This window comes from Chryseobacterium gambrini (assembly GCF_027920505.1).
Taxonomy (GTDB): Bacteria; Bacteroidota; Bacteroidia; order Flavobacteriales; family Weeksellaceae; genus Chryseobacterium; species Chryseobacterium gambrini.
Window position 1 is genome coordinate 1,710,156 of sequence record NZ_CP115857.1, and the last position, 17,896, is coordinate 1,728,051.

A 17,896-nucleotide genomic window follows, 5' to 3' on the forward strand; every position below is an offset into this window, starting at 1 on the left:
TGCTAAATTTTTCTTTATTATTCTCTTTCCTTCCCTGTTCCGTATCCTTTTACGATCCCTCTCGGAGAGTTCTGGATAAACTGAAGGATTTCATCTCTTTCAGCCGTCGGAAGCATTTCTTTTTCGATGTAAAGCAACGCTTGGGAAACATTCATCTTCATCTGGAAAATAGCTCTGTAAATTTTCTGAATTTCAAAGATTTTTTCGTTGGTAAATCCTCTCCTTCTTAAACCTACGGAATTAATTCCTGCATAAGACATCGGCTCTCTCGCTACTTTTACATAAGGCGGAATATCTTTTCTTACCAGAGTACCACCTGAAATCATTACGTGTTTTCCGATTTTTCCGAACTGATGAACAGCAGATAAACCACCCATTACGGTATAATCTCCGATTTCTACGTGGCCTGCAATACCGCACCCGTTTACGATGATCACATGATCTCCGATAACACAGTCATGAGCAATGTGGGAAGTTGCCATAATAAGGCAGTTTTTCCCTATTTTGGTAAAACCTAAGGCTTTTGTCCCTCTGTTTACCGTTACACATTCTCTGATCGTTGTTTCATCGCCGATAATTACCTGCGTATCTTCACCATCAAATTTCAAATCCTGAGGAATCGCAGAAATTACCGTTCCCGGAAAAATTCTGCAATTTTTACCGATTCTTGCACCATCCATGATGGTAACGTTGGGACCAATCCATGTTCCTTCGCCAATTTCCACGTCCCCTGCAATAGTAGTAAAGGGTTCTACGATTACATTTTTGCTGATTTTCGCACGTTTATCTACGGCTGCTAATTGATGAATCATTTAATCAACTTTATTTTTTGCAACTTGGGCCATAAGTTCTGCTTCTACCGCTACTGTATCTCCTACGTAACCATAGCCCTGCATATGAACAATTCCTCTTCTGATAGGCTCTATTAATTCAATTTTGAAAATAAGCGTATCTCCGGGAATTACTTTTCTCTTGAATTTTACTTTATCTATTTTAATAAAATACGTAGAGTAATTTTCGGGATCCGGAACACTTGCCAAAACAAGAATTCCCCCTGTCTGAGCTAAAGCTTCTACCTGTAAAACTCCCGGCATTACGGGTTCTTTTGGAAAATGTCCAACGAAGAAAGGTTCGTTCATTGTAACATTTTTAAGGCCTACAACGTGAGAATCTGAAAGCTCAAGAATTTTATCAATCAATAAGAACGGCGGTCTGTGAGGCATCAGTCTCATGATTCCGTTGATATCGAAAACCGGTTCTTTTGTTAAATCAAAATCAGGAACATTTTTCTTCTTCTGCAATTTCCACTGACGGTTCAGTTTTTTTGCAAATTGTGTGTTTACGTAATGTCCCGGTTTGTTGGCAATTACCTTACCTTTTATTTTCACTCCTGCCAAAGCCAGATCACCGATCACATCGAGTAATTTGTGTCTTGCGGCTTCGTTGGGATAGTTTAAGTTCAGGTTATCAAGAATTCCGTTTGGTCTTATCGATACATTATCTTTACCAAAGGCTTTCTTTAATTTTTCTGTAGTTTCCGGTGTAAGATCTTTATCTACATAAACAATCGCATTGGAAATATCTCCCCCTTTGATCAATCCATGATCCAAAAGCATTTCCAGCTCGTGTAAGAAGCTGAATGTTCTTGCCGATGAAATTTCTTCTTTAAACTCAGAAATATTTTTAAGCGTAGCATTTTGAGTTCCCAAAACTTTGGTTCCAAAGTCTACCATCGTTGTTACTTCGTAGGTATCTGAAGGAATAATGGTGATCTCAGATCCTGTAGCCGGATCGCTGTAAGTAAGCACTTCTTTTACGACAAGATATTCTCTTGCAATATTTTGGTCTACCACTCCTACGCTTTCGATTGCTTCTACAAAGAATTTTGAAGAACCGTCTAAAATCGGCGGCTCAGAAGCATCCATTTCTAAAATAGCGTTGTCGATATCACATCCTACCAAAGCAGCCAGAAGATGCTCACAGGTTGTGATTTTCACGCCCAGTTTTTCTAATGTTGTTCCTCTTTCTGTAGCCACAACGTAGTTAACGTCTGCTTCGACCTGAGGATGCCCTTCCAAATCTGTTCTTACGAATACAAAACCTGTATTTTCTTTTGCAGGTTTCATGGTTAATTTTACTTCTTTACCAGTATGAAGTCCGATTCCGGAAAGTGTCACTTCCTGCTGAAGTGTTTTTTGCATATCACTCATTAGTTTAATCTTTTGAGTTATTCTCGAGATTATTTATTCTTTTAACCACTTCAGGTAAGTTTCTGAAATGTACATAACTTCTAAGATAGTCGTTGTAGCTGATCGCCGGAGAACCGTAAATGGTTTCTCTGTCGTTTACGCTGGAATTTACACCACTCTGAGCCTGTATTTTTACCTGATTTCCTATTTTGATGTGTCCTACAACGCCCACCTGACCTCCGATCTGGTTCCAGTCTCCGATGGTTGTAGATCCTGCAATTCCGGCTTGCGCGGCAATTACGTTATTTTTTCCGATTTTTACGTTGTGTGCAATCTGGATTAGGTTATCAATCTTTGTTCCTTTTCCGATTACGGTAGAACCGATGGTTGCTCTGTCTATACTGCAGTTGGAACCAATTTCCACATCATCTTCAATGATCACATTTCCTAACTGCGGAATTTTTTTGAATCCATCCGGAGTCGGCTGAAATCCGAAACCGTCTCCTCCGATCACTGTGTTGGAATGAATAACACAATTGTCTCCGATGATGCAGTAATCATAAATTCTCGCACCACTGTCGATTTTACAGTTTTTCCCGATTTTTACACCTTTTCCGATGTAAACCTGCGGATAGATCTGGCTTCCTTCTCCTACTTTTGCTTTTTCAGAAACGTAGGTAAAAGCTCCGATATACACATTCTCGCCGATTACAGCGGTTTCATGGATGGAAGAACCGTTTTCGATTCCTGTTCTTCTGCCTTGCATTTCCTGATAAAGATTCATGAGAATCTGGAATGAGAGATAAGCATCCTTTACTGTAATAACGGTAGGATTATAAGAATCTTTTGAGATAAGCTTTTCCGAAACAATGATAACGGAACATTTTGAAGTCTCTAAATAATGCGAAAATCTATCCTGCGCGATGAAAGAAAGATGTCCTGTTTCCCCACTTTCTATGGGCGAAACTCCAGTAATAAGTGCGTTCTCGTCACCTATTATTTTTCCGTCGATAAAACTTGCAATTTGCGAAGCTGTAAATTCCATATTCTGCAAAGATAAGAAATTCTGTAATTCGCAAACATTTTTTAGTTTTCGGAACGTAAATTTTAATATTCTTTAAGAAATAATGTGTGAAATATTCCTTGGAAAAGTAAGAATATACCGGGTGGTTTTGTTTACCATCAAGCCCGATAAAAGCTGGTCTTCCGATTCGTCAAGACGGATTTTTTTACCGTTTTTCTGCAACAGATAAATCGGCTGTTTTTCAGTATCGTACGGAAGCAGTTTTCTCTTGATCTCATGGACGAGTTCTTTACCATTATGAATTCCGAAAAATTCATTCACATTTTTTATTTTTTCTTCAATAAAACTTTGCTCAAAAGGATGTGAAGAAATTATGGTTTTCGGAAGGTTTCTCTGGATCACACATTTACACCAGTAAGACAAAATAATGTCGTCTGCGTGCTGCCAGTTTTTCATTGCCTGAATAATATCATTATCGTCCAACTGCGTGAATCTTTCAATATCTTCATCTGTAGCAGTACTTTTCCCGCGATGAAGAAAATATTTCAGATTTTCCGCTGCCGGTAAATCGATTCCCTGCGACACCAAAAGTTTGGCTCTTTCTAAAATTTTAACGAGAAGAAATTCTGCCAGAGCAGACGTTTTATGGTAGTATACCTGCCAATACATAAACATTCTTGCGGTAAGGAAATTCTCAATAGAATAGACTCCTTTTGCATCAATCACCAATTCGCCTTCATCGCAAACGTTCATCATAGAGATGATTCTCTGTGTATTGATGCTTCCTTCGGAAACTCCCGTAAAAAAGCTATCCCGTTTCAGATAATCGAGTCTGTCCACATCCAGTTGTGAGGAAATAAGCTGGTTAAAAAACTTTCGGTGGTATTTTCCCTGAAACATTTCGATGGCGCAGGATAATTCTCCGTTAAATTCATCATTCAGGCGATTCATGAGTAATAAAGATAATTTTTCGTGATGCCAATCGTCCATCAGCATACTTTCCAATGCGTGAGAAAACGGTCCATGACCAATATCATGCATTAAAATCGCCAACATCGCACCTTTTTCTTCCTCTTCTGAAATTTTCACGCCTTTCTGCTTCAAAGTTTCCAATGCGGTAAACATGAGATGCATGGCTCCTAAAGCATGATGAAATCTTGTATGTGTAGCGCCCGGAAAAATGAGGTTCAAAAGTCCCGTCTGTCCTATCCTTCTTAATCTCTGGAAGTAAGAATGCTCTATGATGTCGAATAAAATTTCATGGGGAATTTTGATGAATCCGTGAACGGGATCGTTGATGATTTTTAGCTTGTTCTGCATTGAAAACGTCTGTATTTGCAAACAAATTTAGGAATTTTATATTTTAGAGGTAATTAATTTTTCATTAAACTGTTTGTTGTTTTAAAAGTAACTTTCTTTGTTGAATTTGTTTTTAACACAAAGTCCGCAAAGATTTTGTTTACAGTTGTGCTGCATATTTTCGTTCGCAAAGGCTGGATAAAATCTTCTTTGAATAAATAGTTGTGCTGTTTGTGTTTAAAAGCTATCTTTGATTGAATAACCTTTTCATGAGAAAATTCTCCCTTTTCATTATCTTATTTTTAAACTTACATTTTTCGGCGCAGACTTTATCGGAAAACCAAAAGCTTGAATCGTTATGCAAAGTATGGGGATTTTTAAAGTATTATCATCCGAATGTATCGAAAGGACAGTTCAACTGGGATCAGCAATTATTTCAGAAAATTGATGAACTTGAAAATATTAACAATAAAGATCAATTGAATGAATTGTATTCTAACTGGATTGAAAGTCTCGGAAAAATTGAAGATTGTAAAAATTGTGTAAATGATAACGATAAAGTTTATTTCTTAAAAAATTTTGATCTCGGATGGATGGATGATCAGCGTATTTTTTCTGAAAATGTACGTGAAAAGCTGAAATTTATTGAGAACAACAGGAATACCGGTGAAAATTATTATTTCGGATTAAACGGAAGAAAGGTTTATTTCAGGAATGAAAATTCTTACGGCTCGAAATTTACTTCAAAACAAATTACTCTTTTAGAATTCTTCAGATACTGGAATTATGCAGAATATTTTTTTGCATACAAATACAAAACCGATCAGAACTGGAATGATGTTTTAAGGGAAATGATTCCAAAATTTCTTGCTGTTGATAATGATGAAAGCTATCATTTAACTTTAGCGGAACTTGTGACCAAAACGGATGATTCGCACGCTTTTTTATTTTCAAGACTGACTAGTTTAAACCAATACGGAAGAAAAAATGTTCCGGTACAGTATTCTTATGCTGAAGGAAAGCTGGTTGTAACGAAAACATATCCGACTATTTTTAATGAAGAAAATCCGCTCAAAATTGGTGATGTGATCTACGATGTTGAAGGATTAACGATTCCGCAGAAGATTAATTCGTTTGGGAAATATCTTCCGGCTTCGAATTCATGGGGAAAGATCAACAAGTCAAAATATCTTTTTCTGTACACCAATAAAGATTCTCTCGGGCTTAAAATTGAAAGGGACGGAATTAATTTAGCCATAAAAGTAAAAACATATTTGCAGAAAGAAATTATTCGCGAAAATCCTACGGTTCCTGAAAAATGGAAGTTTCTCGATGATGAAAAAAAGATAGGTTATGTGAACATGGGATTAATCAAAAGATCGGATCTGAATGATATGTTCGAAAATCTGAAAAATACAGAATCGATTATTTTCGATTCCCGAAATTATCCGAATATGACGATTTTGCCGTTGAGCAGACTGTTGCTTCCTGAAAATAAAATTTATTATGAATTTATTTTTCCAGAAACCAATTATTTAAGCAAATTTTACCGCCGTAAAAACAACATCGGAAGAAATAATCCGGATTATTATAAAGGAAATGTGGTCATTCTGGTGAATGAGGTGACGCAAAGTCAGGCTGAAACCACCGTAATGATGCTTAAGCAGCATCCGAAAGCAAAAGTAATCGGTGGATACACTTCGGGAGCAAACGGTGATGTCATTTCATTTAATATTGCTTATCTTAAAACATGTTTTACAGGTTTGGGAGCGTATTATCCGGACGGAAGAGAAACGCAGAGAATCGGCATTATTCCGGATATTATCGTACGTCCTACAGTGAAAGGAATACAGCAGGGAAAAGACGAAATCATGGAAAGGGCTCTTGAATATTTAAAAAGTGGGCAATAGACAAAACAAAAACACAATTATTACGTTATTTCATTTAACTTATATTTAACTTTACATCTGCGGATTTTGGCAGATTTTAGAATTAATTGGTCAGCAATTTGATACAATAACCATGTAAAAAAATAATTATGTCGGAAAAGATATTATGGATAGATGATGAAATAGATTTACTAAAACCACACATCGTTTTTCTTGAAAAAAAGGGATATCAGGTAACTCCCGTAAACAACGTTAATGAGGCACTTGAACTCATGGACTCGGAAAAGTTTGCACTGACCCTGATTGATGAAAATATGCCCGGAATTTCGGGACTGGAAGCCATTCCGATGATTAAGGATAAAGATAATTCTCTTAAAATAGTAATGGTGACGAAAAGTGAGGAGGAACACATCATGGAAGAAGCAATCGGATCTCAGATTGCGGATTATATCCTGAAACCGGTGAATCCGAACCAGATTTTACTGTCGTTAAAGAAGAATCTTCAGCAGGATAATCTTGTGGAGCAGAAAACGATTTTGCAGTATCAGCAGGAATTCAGAAATCTTTCTATGGAACTTTCTTATCTGAGAACGTATCAGGATTGGGCTGAATATTATAAGAAGATCCTGAACTGGGAAATTAAATTTGATAAAGTAGCAGATAATGAGTTTGCAGATCTTCTTCAGTCGCAAAAAGAGGAGGCCAATATCCAGTTCGCAAAATTTATTGAAAATAATTATGAAGACTGGCTTCATGGTTCAGACAAACCTATTATGAGCCACACGCTTTTTAAAGATAAGATAAAACCTGAGGTAGAAAAGGATAAAGTTTTATTACTGATGGTGGATAATCTCCGTTATGACCAATGGAAAATGATTGAACCTTTGTTCACAAAATTCTATAATAAGGTTTCTGAAGATTATTATTACAGTATTCTTCCTACTGCAACTCAGTATGCGAGAAATTCTTTTTTTGCGGGTTTAATGCCTTCTGAAATTGAAAAGCGTTTTCCTGATAAATGGTTCAACGATAACGAGGAAGGAAATAAAAATGAATTTGAGCGCGATTTTCTGGAAGATCAGATGAAAAGAATCGGTTTAAGCTCCAAATCCATGAAGTATCTGAAAGTGCTGAATGCTGATTTTGAGAGAAAGATTTATGACGATTTTAATCAGCATAAAAACAATGACCTGTTGGTAATTGTTTATAATTTTATTGATATTCTTTCTCATGCAAAAACGGATAATCATATTGTAGATCAGCTGATTCGTGATGATAAAACGTTCAGATCTTTAACATTAAACTGGTTTGAAAATTCTTCTTTACTGAAAATTATTAAAGTAGCCGCTGAAAGTGGTTTCAAATTAGTAATTACCACGGATCATGGAACGGTTTATGTGAAAAAGCCGAGCAAAGTTGTAGGAGACAGAGAAACTTCTACGAATATCCGTTATAAAACCGGAAAAAGTTTAACGTATGACGACAGCGATGTTTGGGCAATTACGAATCCTGAAAAGCTGTTTTTACCGAAAGGAAATTTAAGCTCTAAATATATTTTTGCGAAGAATAATATTTTCCTTGCTTATCCAAAGAATTACAATCACTTTGTGAATTACTATAAAGAAACGTATCAACATGGAGGAATCTCTCTGGAAGAGTGTATCATTCCATTCAGTATTTTAGAACCCAAGTAGTTTTCATAGTTTGACTTCGGGTGACGAGAGGGGCGGAAAAAATCAAAGATTTTTTCCGCTTCTTTTTTATTAATATTTTTGAATCATGAAATTAATCACTTATAACGTCAACGGAATCCGTGCTGCATTTACCAAAGATTTTTTAGGCTGGCTGAAAACAGCAGATCCGGACATCATCTGCATTCAGGAAAGTAAGGCAGGAAACGACCAGATCGATATTGAAAGCCTCGAAAAACTGGGATATCACAGTTACTGGCATTCCGCTGTGAGAAAAGGCTACAGCGGCGTCGGAATTGCGTCTAAAACAAAGCCCAGTCATGTAGAATATGGCTGCGGTATTGAAAGTTATGATAACGAAGGAAGAATCATCCGTGCAGATTTTGATGAATTCTCTGCTATTTCTGTATATGTTCCCTCTGCCTCGAATATTGAGCGCCTGGAATTCAAAATGCAGTTCTGCCATGATTTTTTAGAGTATATTAAAAATTTAAAGAAGGAAATTCCGAATCTGATTATTTCCGGCGATTTTAATATCTGTCATGAAGCCATAGACATTCATAACCCGACAGGTTTGAAAAATGTTTCCGGCTTTTTACCGATGGAAAGAGAATGGATGACGAATTTTATCAACGAATGCGAACTGATCGACAGTTTCAGATTTTTTAATAATGAACCCGACCATTATACATGGTGGAGTTACAGACAAAATTCACGGGAAAGAAATAAAGGGTGGAGACTGGATTATAATTTCACTTCCTACAGTTTGAAAGATAAGCTCACAAGAGCCGTTATTTTGAAAGAAGCCGTCCATTCTGATCATTGTCCTGCCTTAGTAGAATTAAGCCTTTAAAAGAAAGCAAAAAGCCAACTGAATCAGTTGGCTTTTTAAAATTTAAAATCATAAATTTTAGTCGACAATTTCATATTCCACCGGAATTGTACCTCTGTCGGTATCTCCGATTTCATCGAACGCTGCTTTAGACATATCTAAAGCTCTTGATGAATGGTAAGGTCCTCTATCATTTACTTTCACTATTACCTCTTTACCATTGTTAAGGTTCGTTACCTTAATGTTTGTTCCAAATGGAAGCGTTCTGTTGGCTGCGGTGAACTTTGCATTATCAAAGATTTCTCCGCTTGCAGTTTTTCTACCGTTAAACTTATCGTGGTAGTACGATGCATAACTTGTTTTTTTCGCATCTATGGCATTCATTTTGAAAGAATAAATACCAAAGGTTGAAATCATCATTATGATTACGAGAATGAATCTTTTCATCATTTTGAAATTTTATTGGTTTTGACAGGGGCAAATCTATAAGGAATCTTTTAAAAGACCTATTTTATTTGTTAACAAGTGTTAATGAAAATAAAATTTTATGTTAATATTTTTCTTAACTTCCTATGGATAGGGTATTTAAGAGCTATTGTTAAAAAGTGTTAAAAAACAAAGGTAAAAGTTAATAATTTTAACTAAATTATTGAGATTAAGATATTTTTAACACAATTATTCCTCTACCAATCAATAAGTTAATGAATTTTAAGATTTTATTTTTTACGAAAAAATTTATTGCAGATTTAGTTTACGAACAATTTTATTAAAATTGCTGTATAAAGCTAAACGGCAATTTATAGCATTAAAATAGGATACATAAGGAGATCAAATAAGATAAAATTATCTAACCAAATTAACCTATAAACGCACTTTATATAAACTAAAAAACCAATGAGGAATCTCATTGGTTTTTAAATATTGTCTATTTGTTATTCAAATATTATTTGAAATATTCTAATACATAGTCATAAGTATCTTGCGGATATACTACAGACATACTTTGAGAACCGGTAATTGCAGCACCTGTAGTAACATCATAAGAATATAGTTCTTTAGAATAAACTACTTTATTTCCAGTTCCTGATTTCTTATAGATTGTAATTCCATATAAAGAAGTCATTCCAGCAGGAGCAGGAATTGTAACTGAAGTAGAAGTACCTGTAGTCGTAAACTGACCTTTAATACCGTAAACCTGAGCTCCATCTACCTGCGTATTGGTAACAGTCTCTGTAGTTGCAAAGTTAACTCTTGGATTTTGTCCTAATGGCAACCATTGCCCCGTAGATGTTGCGTAAGCGTTTCCTGATCCACCTGTGGGATTAGAAAAATAATAGTAACCAGGTGTTACAGACTGGTTTCCTATCCCTGATCCAGTTGCAGGAGTGGTACCAGTTGCGGAGTTATAAACAATCATACCGTCATAAGCAGTAGGAAAGTTTAAAGCTCCTGTTGTCTGTGTAACAAAGGTAAATGTTGTAAGATTAGTTCTAGGAAAAGTAAGACCTTTTCCAATATTTGTAGTTGTTGTAAATCCGTTAGCAGATGCATCTAAGAAAACAGATTGCGTACCAATTGTTGAACTGATTGGGTTATTGGAACGAATTTGGGCAAACGCAGTACTAGTAAAAGCAGCGAATGCCAATATAATTGTTGTAAATTTTAGTTTCATTATGATATGTCTTTAAATTATTTTTAAATACTATTTTTAGAATCCACTATAGCTATACCAGTTAGTACCGTCACAAATATACACTAATGATCCTCCAGACTGAATAGGAGATACGGTAGCAGTGGAATGCGCACCGCTTATACCAAAACCTGCACCATTAGTAGCATCGATAAAAGTAATCATTTTACCATTAGTTTTAGTTAAAGTGGCTAAATTAAAATTAGTATTAGAAGTTACTAGAATTGCATTACCTAAGTCTGCATCAGAAATTGTAGAACCTGTTTGAGCTCTTACAGTCATTGCAGCAGAAGCAGCACTTACAAACGGTTTCCATTCAGGAACACTGTTATCAAAATAATAGAAACCTGCTCCGGTAACTTTGGTTGTTCTAGTTGTTGAACCTGTACCAGAGGTAACATACACAATTGCACCATCCTGAGGCGCTGCATAATTGTTAACAGTGTTGTCTTTAGCTACCAATTGCGCAGCTGTCATACGAGGAACTAATAAAGCATCTGCTTTAGCTGGGTCAGCTGGCGCACCCACAACATCTAAAGTCGCAGCGGGAGTAGTTGTATTAATCCCCACTCTTCCTTGCTGAGCCTGAGCGATCGCCACAAATCCGACTAACATAGTCGCTGTTAATAAAAATTTTTTCATAAGTTTTTAAAGATTTTAAATTACATTTTAACCAGTGAATGTATAAAAGTGTACCATACCCCATTTGTGCATTCACTAATAAAAATAAAATATTTTTAATTATATATAATTTCAAAAATTATTTTCACATCTCACAAGAGTCTAATTTTTAGCTCAATAGTTATGTAAAATCTCTTTATTCTGCAAAGTTAATATTTTTAAAATAATTTTCATAATAATACATCAAAAAGTTTTAAAATTTTAATTTCCAAAAACAAAACAGTCTTGAAAATCAACAAATTAAACTTTATGTTATCACTGCTTTGTGAATGTTAATTTTTATTAATCATTGGATAACATTGTATTAATGAAAACAATATACGATTTTTTTTATTAAAAAATCAAACAATTGGGAATAATTTTAAATTAATTCACCATAAAGATCAAACTCCTCAGCTGAAGTAATCCTTACCTCCGCGAAATCACCGATGGAAATGTATGTATTTTCAGCAGAAACCAACACGGTATTGTCAACGTCCGGAGAATCATATTCAGTTCTTCCGATGAAATAATTTCCCTCTTTTCTGTCGAAAATACATTTATATGTGTTGCCAATTTTCTCCTGATTTTTCTCCCATGAAATCTGAGACTGAATCTCCATAATTTCTTCCACTCTTGCTTCTTTCACTTCCTGCGGAACATCATCTTCCAATACATAAGCTCCAGTATTTTCCTCATGAGAATACGTAAAACAACCCAGTCTGTCGAATCTCTGTTCTCTTACCCAGTCTTTAAGTTCATTGAAAATTTCCTGAGTTTCTCCGGGATAACCAACGATAAGCGTTGTTCTGATTGCCATATCCGGAACTTTTTCTCTGAATTTTCCAAGAAGGGCATCTGTTTTTTCGTGAGTTGTTCCTCTTTTCATCGATTTTAGTAAATCTGAATTAATATGCTGAAGAGGAATATCTATATAGTTGCAAACTTTCGGTTCTTCTCTGATAATATCCAGAACATCTTCAGGAAATCCGCTCGGAAATGCATAGTGAAGTCTTATCCATTCAATTCCTTCTACTTTTACCAATTCTTTTAGAAGATCTCCAAGAGCACGTTTTTTATAAATATCCAGACCATAATAGGTAAGATCCTGAGCAATTAAAATCAGTTCCTTTGTTCCTTTTTTCGCTAATTTCTGGGCTTCTGTAACCAGTTTTTCAATCGGAGTTGAAATGTGTCCTCCTCTCATCAAAGGAATCGCACAGAATGAACAAGGTCTGTCGCATCCTTCAGAAATCTTTAAATAAGCATAATGTTTCGGAGTTGTGGTTAATCTCTCGCCCACAAGTTCGTGCTTATAATCTGCCCCTAAATGCTTTAATAAAACCGGAAGATCTCTCGTCCCGAAATATTGATCTACATCCGGAATTTCTCTTACCAGATCCGGTTTGTATCTTTCAGAAAGACATCCTGTCACAAAAACTTTTTCAACTTCACCTCTGTTTTTTGCTTCCACATAGTCGAGAATGGTATTGATGGATTCTTCTTTGGCATTGTCTATAAATCCGCAGGTATTAATTACAACGATGTCTCCTTTGTCTTCATGCACCACTTCTTTACCATTGGCTTTAAGCTGACTCATTAAAACTTCGGAATCATATACATTTTTGGAACAACCCAACGTTACTACATTTATTTTTTTCTTCCCTACAGATTTTGTACGCATCTTTTTGATTTTGAGTTTGCAAAGATACAAAATATTGAAGAGTCTGTATTAAAAAATAAAAACCACTTCAATAAGTGGTTTTCATAATATTTAAAAATTCTTTTCTTTAAAACTTGCTGCATTTTCATCTTTTTCTGAAAGAACAGCTTCACTGTCGGAAATTTTCCAGTCGATATTCAGATCCGGATCATTGTATTTTACACTTCCTTCTGATTCTTTGTTATAAAAGTTATCGCATTTATAAGAAAAAACTGCCGTCTCACTTAAAACAGAAAATCCGTGTCCAAAACCTCTTGGAATATAAAGCTGTGTTTTGTTCTCCGCTGTAAGCTCAATCCCAAACCATTTTCCAAATGTAGGTGAATCTTCTCTCAGGTCTACAGCAACATCCCAGACTTTTCCTTCCAGACAGGATACCAGTTTTGCCTGTGCGTGTTCTCCTTTCTGTAAATGAAGCCCTCTCAAAACACCATAAGAAGATTTAGAAATGTTATCCTGCACGAAATGTCCATTCATTCCGGTAAGTTCCTCAAATTTCTTTTCATTGAATTTTTCGAAAAAATAACCTCTGTCGTCTTCGAAAATTGTAGGCTCTATAATGTAACAGTCCTTTAAAGGGGTTTCTTTTATTTTCATAACTTATATTTCTTGAATCAGTTATTATTATAATTTATATTGTTTTTTAAGGCTCCATTTTAATGCGAGATAAATACTGCCTATCGGAATGAAAATCACAGGAATAATAATCCAGATTGCCCAGTGTGAATGTATTAAAAATAAATTTATAATTACCTGTACTATAGCATAAACAAAACTTATCAGCAGATGCGAAACTTTTTTTTCATTGGCAAAAAGCTGATACAAATGTCTTCTGTGCGCCTCAAATATATTTTCTTTAAGCAGCAGTCTTTCTATTATCGTTAGGACAACTTCCATCCCATATACAGAGAGAAGAAATATGTATTTATAGTCCTGAGTTTTCATAATCAATAAGGTAATAAGACCGATTACCCAAAAAGCGATAGCCATACTTCCTACATCACCCGCAAAACATTTTGCTTTTTTCCTGAAATTAAAGAAAAGAAAAACGATGCAGGCTAAAACAGGATAAAGGATAAAATTTTCATCGGTGAATGAAATTACCTTTTCATTAATGTACAATAATGATGATAAGCCGACTAAACTGTATAAACCCGTCATTCCGTTGATGCCGTCCATAAAGTTATAGGCATTCAAGGTTCCTATAATCAGAATAAACAATATGGGCCAAACCCAGATTGGCATTACATTAAAGGCTCCTGTAAAATACAGCAGTAAAACCACAGAAATAAAATGAACGGACAGTCTAATTTTATTTGAAAGGGTTACAATATCATCTATAAAACTGATCGTACTTATTGCCAGTAATCCTAAACCAAATGACCAGTAGTTTTCTATGACTTCATTAAAATTAAATGCAGAAAAGATAATGAAAGCAACAGGAAAAATAATTCCTCCTCCTCTCAATGTGATCTGTGTATGTGCACTTCTGTGATTGGGCTTATCTATAATATTGTATTTATCTGCTATTCTAAAATAGATGAGCATAGATATAAAAAGCAGAATTGTTACGATTGAAAATTCCATAGTTTACAGTTGAAATTTTTCTATTACGTTTGAAGGATTAAAATTTAATTCTCTTTTTATTTTATCATTAGAAAACGTAAGAGAATCTGTTATTTTTCTTAATTTCAAAGAGTTAATTGGAGCTTTATTTCCCAATAAGTCACCCACTAAAGCCATTGATTTAGCCAGAAAATAAGGAATACTTTTCGGAGATTTCTTGTTTAATTTGGCTGAGATTTTTTCAGAGATTTCTTTAAAATCAGGATTTACATCATCACAAACATTATAAATTCCACCCTCTTTTCCCAACATATTAACGGTAATCTCAGCAAAATCTTCCACCCAGAATACACTTTTTCTCGCCGTTCCTCCTGCAATATTAAAATATTTCCCGGATTTAATCGCATTAATCATATCTCCCAGATTACCCGGAGGATTGGGTCCTGCAATTAAAGAAGGTCTGAGAATAAATAATTTTACATTCTTTTCTTTGCTCCATTTAGTAAGAAATTCCTCTGCCATCAATTTGCTTTTAGCGTAAGGTGTGTATCCTTCCAATGGCGTATCTTCAGTTATATTTTCACCGAAATCTTTTCCATACACTGCTACTGTGCTTATAAAAACAAAATATTCCGGCAGATTTTCTTCCAAAGCGTTACAAAGGTTTTTTGTTCCTTCAAAATTTACTTTGTAAAATACACTTTCTTCTTCCTGAGTTTTAGGAACAGAATGAGCCTTACCTGCGGCATGAAAAATAATATCAAATTTTTCTTTAAAAGGATTGATGGTATTTGTAATATTAAATATATAATCTGCATTGGAAGTTCCAAAGGTCTTTACTTCAAAATTTTTCTTCTGAAGCAAAGGAATTACATTTTTTCCCAAAAAACCGTTGGCTCCTGTAAATAGCACTTTCATTTAAATAATATTATAAAATTTATCCAGTATAATCTCTTCTGAAAACTTTTCCTCTGCTACTTTTCTTGCTTTTTGTTTCATCAATTCTAATTCTTTAACAAACGTTTCATCGAAAGAATTAAAAAAATCAAGAATTTTCTGTTCTTCGAAATGCTGAAATGAATACCCTATATTTTCTTCTCTTAAAAGTAAATCTATTTCGCTGTTTTTTTCGCCAACATATAAAACCGGTTTTCCGGCAGCTAAAATATTGTACGTTTTTGAAGGAACTCCCAATCCGAACATTTTAGGCGCTAAACTTACAAAAGATACATCTGCCTTATTTAATACCTGAAGCTGATCTTCTCTTGAATAAGCCCCATCAAAGAAAACATTGGTCAGTTGATTTTCTTTTACATATTCTATCATGGTGTCTTTAACAGCACCTTCTCCTACAAAATGAAAAGCCAATCGGTCGTTTTTCACTTTTTTTATAATATGCAATAATTCAATTAATCCCTGAACTCTTCCTAAATTTCCGGCATACTGAAAAATGATCCTGTCTTTTAAAGATAAATCCTCATTAAATACATCTTCTTTCAAAAGCGGATAAATACCTTCTGTATCGCCCCAGTTTTCAATGATCTCAATTTTCGAACGGCGGTTATATTTTCTGATTTTAGCTTCAATAACTTTCTGCATATCTCTGCCTAATGTAATCAGCAGATCAGCTTTTGAATAAGCTTTATCAAAAATACTTCTGAGAACTCTGTATAATACTGACTTTTCAGATTTAATGATTCCGGCAGGAATGGTATTTTCGGGAAAAACATCATGAACCAGAATAATTAATTCAATTTTTTTTAATCTTTTAAGGATTGAAACAAGCAGAATTAAAGGCGCCGGATTCGTAACCATAAAAACCTTTTCTCCCTTTTTAACGTTTTTCCAAAGATAGAAAAAGATAGAAAGAGACAGAAAAACAAATCTTAGAGATCTGCTCAACAGACTATTTTTGTTTCCGCCCCATCCTTTTATTCTGTGAACATTTACACGGGAATCCAGACTAAAATGACTGCTTTTCTTTTGCTTGTCATACACAGGATCTCCGCAAACAACTTTTACATGATACTTTTCCGAAAGTCTGTTTGCTATTTTTGTAAGAATAAAAGAAGTTGAAGTTTCTTCAGGATAAAAAAGTTCGGTTGCGATCCAGAGATTTTTCATTATTTTTTGCTCCAAACAACTCTGTTAACGTAATCCGTATAACTCAGAATAATTCTTACCATTTTCTCTGAAACATTCGGCATTGAATAATCTGAAACCGGTCTGTAATTTCTTTCTGTTCCTACTTTCTGCTGCTGAAGCTGCGTTAATCCCTGTAAAATTCTTTCCGGAGATAAACCGACCATCATTACGGATGCTTCTTCCATTGCTTCCGGTCTTTCGTGTGCATCTCTGATATTCAAAGCGCGGAAATTTAAGATGGAAGATTCCTCTGAAATAGTTCCTGAATCCGAAAGAACGGCATAACTTCTCATCTGTAACGCATTATAATCATGGAATCCAAGTGGTTTTAAGAACTGAATTTCCGGTCTTACCTCAACCTGCTTTTTATCGATCATATTTCTGGTTCTCGGATGTGTAGAAACAATGATCGGATAGCCAAATTTTTCTGCAATGGCATTTAAACTTTCTATTAATCCGTTGAAATTTTTCTCAGAATTAATATTTTCCTCTCTGTGGGATGAGACCACAAAATATTTTCCTTCTTCTAAATTCAGACGGCTTAAAACATCCGAACTTTCAATCTGAGGAAGATAATGATTCAACACTTCAAACATAGGAGAACCCGTTTTGATGATTCTGTCTGCAGGAAGACCTTCTCTTAAAAGATACTCTCTTGCGATGTCTGAATACGTTAAATTAATATCTGCAGTGTGATCTACAATTTTCCTGTTGGTTTCCTCCGGAACCCGCTGATCGAAACATCTGTTTCCTGCTTCCATGTGGAAAATCGGAATCTGTCTTTTCTTGGCAGGAATGGCACAAAGACATGAATTGGTATCTCCTAAAACCAAAAATGCTTCAGGCTGCAATTCTTCCAGCAAAGGATCTATTTTAATTAAAATATTCCCAACCGTTTCTGTTGCTGTTTTACCTGCTGCTTCCAGAAAATAATCCGGTTTACGAAGTCCCAAATCTTCAAAAAAGATCTGGTTCAGCTCGTAATCGTAGTTTTGACCTGTATGGACGATAATATGTTCAACGGCTTCGGAAGCATCCAAAGCTGATAATACTCTTGATAGTCTAATGATTTCCGGTCGTGTTCCTACAACCGTCATTACTTTTAGTTTTTTCATTGTATTTTTTTTGCCTTTGCAAAGATAAATTTTTAATGTCTGTTTATTGGAGAAGCCCGTGAAGTTTATAATT

Annotated in this window: 16 protein-coding genes; 3 read left to right on the forward strand and 13 right to left on the reverse strand. The window is 35.0% G+C overall.

What is annotated here, in order from left to right; all coding sequences use genetic code 11:
* Positions 1-17 precede the first annotated feature (17 nt).
* The 4 genes from lpxA to PFY09_RS07650 form a co-directional block, all read right to left on the reverse strand.
* Entirely contained in the window at positions 18-812 is a 795-nt protein-coding gene (gene lpxA / locus PFY09_RS07635; protein WP_076395592.1) for an acyl-ACP--UDP-N-acetylglucosamine O-acyltransferase, read from the reverse strand.
* Positions 813-2,210, reverse strand: a complete 1,398-nt coding sequence (locus PFY09_RS07640) for a bifunctional UDP-3-O-[3-hydroxymyristoyl] N-acetylglucosamine deacetylase/3-hydroxyacyl-ACP dehydratase (RefSeq protein WP_271162022.1) — start codon at positions 2,208-2,210, stop codon at positions 813-815.
* A gap of 4 nt (positions 2,211-2,214) precedes the next feature.
* On the reverse strand, positions 2,215-3,234 hold the full coding sequence (lpxD, locus tag PFY09_RS07645; protein ID WP_076395596.1) for a UDP-3-O-(3-hydroxymyristoyl)glucosamine N-acyltransferase: 1,020 nt from the start codon (positions 3,232-3,234) through the stop codon (positions 2,215-2,217).
* A gap of 72 nt (positions 3,235-3,306) precedes the next feature.
* A complete protein-coding gene (locus PFY09_RS07650) occupies positions 3,307-4,533 on the reverse strand; it encodes an HD domain-containing protein (protein ID WP_271162023.1) in 1,227 nt (408 codons plus the stop codon).
* Positions 4,534-4,781: 248 nt separating this feature from the next.
* Here PFY09_RS07650 and PFY09_RS07655 point away from each other — a divergent pair, with 248 nt between their 5' ends.
* The 3 genes from PFY09_RS07655 to PFY09_RS07665 all read left to right on the forward strand — a co-directional run bounded on the left by PFY09_RS07655 (position 4,782) and on the right by PFY09_RS07665 (position 8,945).
* The gene (locus PFY09_RS07655; RefSeq protein ID WP_271162024.1) at positions 4,782-6,422 is read left to right on the forward strand and encodes a S41 family peptidase; all 1,641 of its coding nucleotides are present in this window, start codon (positions 4,782-4,784) and stop codon (positions 6,420-6,422) included.
* Between the two features lie 128 nt (positions 6,423-6,550).
* Positions 6,551-8,095 carry a T9SS response regulator signal transducer PorX gene (gene porX, locus PFY09_RS07660; protein ID WP_076395602.1) on the forward strand — a complete coding sequence of 515 codons (1,545 nt, stop codon included), beginning with the start codon at positions 6,551-6,553 and terminating at the stop codon, positions 8,093-8,095.
* 85 nt (positions 8,096-8,180) lie between these two features.
* On the forward strand, positions 8,181-8,945 hold the full coding sequence (locus tag PFY09_RS07665; protein WP_271162025.1) for an exodeoxyribonuclease III: 765 nt from the start codon (positions 8,181-8,183) through the stop codon (positions 8,943-8,945).
* Positions 8,946-9,002: 57 nt separating this feature from the next.
* Here PFY09_RS07665 and PFY09_RS07670 read toward each other — a convergent pair whose 3' ends face one another.
* The 9 genes from PFY09_RS07670 to wecB all read right to left on the reverse strand — a co-directional run bounded on the left by PFY09_RS07670 (position 9,003) and on the right by wecB (position 17,823).
* The gene (locus PFY09_RS07670; RefSeq protein WP_076395606.1) at positions 9,003-9,374 is read right to left on the reverse strand and encodes a septal ring lytic transglycosylase RlpA family protein; all 372 of its coding nucleotides are present in this window, start codon (positions 9,372-9,374) and stop codon (positions 9,003-9,005) included.
* 493 nt (positions 9,375-9,867) lie between these two features.
* Positions 9,868-10,341, reverse strand: coding sequence for a hypothetical protein (locus tag PFY09_RS07675; protein ID WP_228427569.1), 474 nt, complete (start codon positions 10,339-10,341; stop codon positions 9,868-9,870).
* Between the two features lie 291 nt (positions 10,342-10,632).
* Positions 10,633-11,256 (reverse strand): hypothetical protein, encoded by a 624-nt coding sequence (locus PFY09_RS07680; RefSeq protein ID WP_076395610.1) that lies wholly within the window; start codon positions 11,254-11,256, stop codon positions 10,633-10,635.
* 400 nt (positions 11,257-11,656) lie between these two features.
* A complete protein-coding gene (gene rimO, locus PFY09_RS07685; protein WP_271162026.1) occupies positions 11,657-12,958 on the reverse strand; it encodes a 30S ribosomal protein S12 methylthiotransferase RimO in 1,302 nt (433 codons plus the stop codon).
* A gap of 90 nt (positions 12,959-13,048) precedes the next feature.
* On the reverse strand, positions 13,049-13,594 hold the full coding sequence (rfbC, locus tag PFY09_RS07690) for a dTDP-4-dehydrorhamnose 3,5-epimerase (protein WP_076395614.1): 546 nt from the start codon (positions 13,592-13,594) through the stop codon (positions 13,049-13,051).
* Positions 13,595-13,621: 27 nt separating this feature from the next.
* Positions 13,622-14,584 (reverse strand): MraY family glycosyltransferase, encoded by a 963-nt coding sequence (locus tag PFY09_RS07695; protein WP_271162027.1) that lies wholly within the window; start codon positions 14,582-14,584, stop codon positions 13,622-13,624.
* A gap of 3 nt (positions 14,585-14,587) precedes the next feature.
* Positions 14,588-15,481 carry an NAD-dependent epimerase/dehydratase family protein gene (locus PFY09_RS07700; RefSeq protein WP_271162028.1) on the reverse strand — a complete coding sequence of 298 codons (894 nt, stop codon included), beginning with the start codon at positions 15,479-15,481 and terminating at the stop codon, positions 14,588-14,590.
* Positions 15,482-16,687, reverse strand: coding sequence for a glycosyltransferase family 4 protein (locus PFY09_RS07705; RefSeq protein WP_271162029.1), 1,206 nt, complete (start codon positions 16,685-16,687; stop codon positions 15,482-15,484). It lies immediately after the preceding gene.
* On the reverse strand, positions 16,687-17,823 hold the full coding sequence (gene wecB, locus PFY09_RS07710) for a non-hydrolyzing UDP-N-acetylglucosamine 2-epimerase (protein WP_076395622.1): 1,137 nt from the start codon (positions 17,821-17,823) through the stop codon (positions 16,687-16,689). The genes PFY09_RS07705 and wecB overlap by 1 nt, the downstream gene beginning before the upstream one ends.
* Between the last annotated feature and the right edge of the window lie 73 nt (positions 17,824-17,896).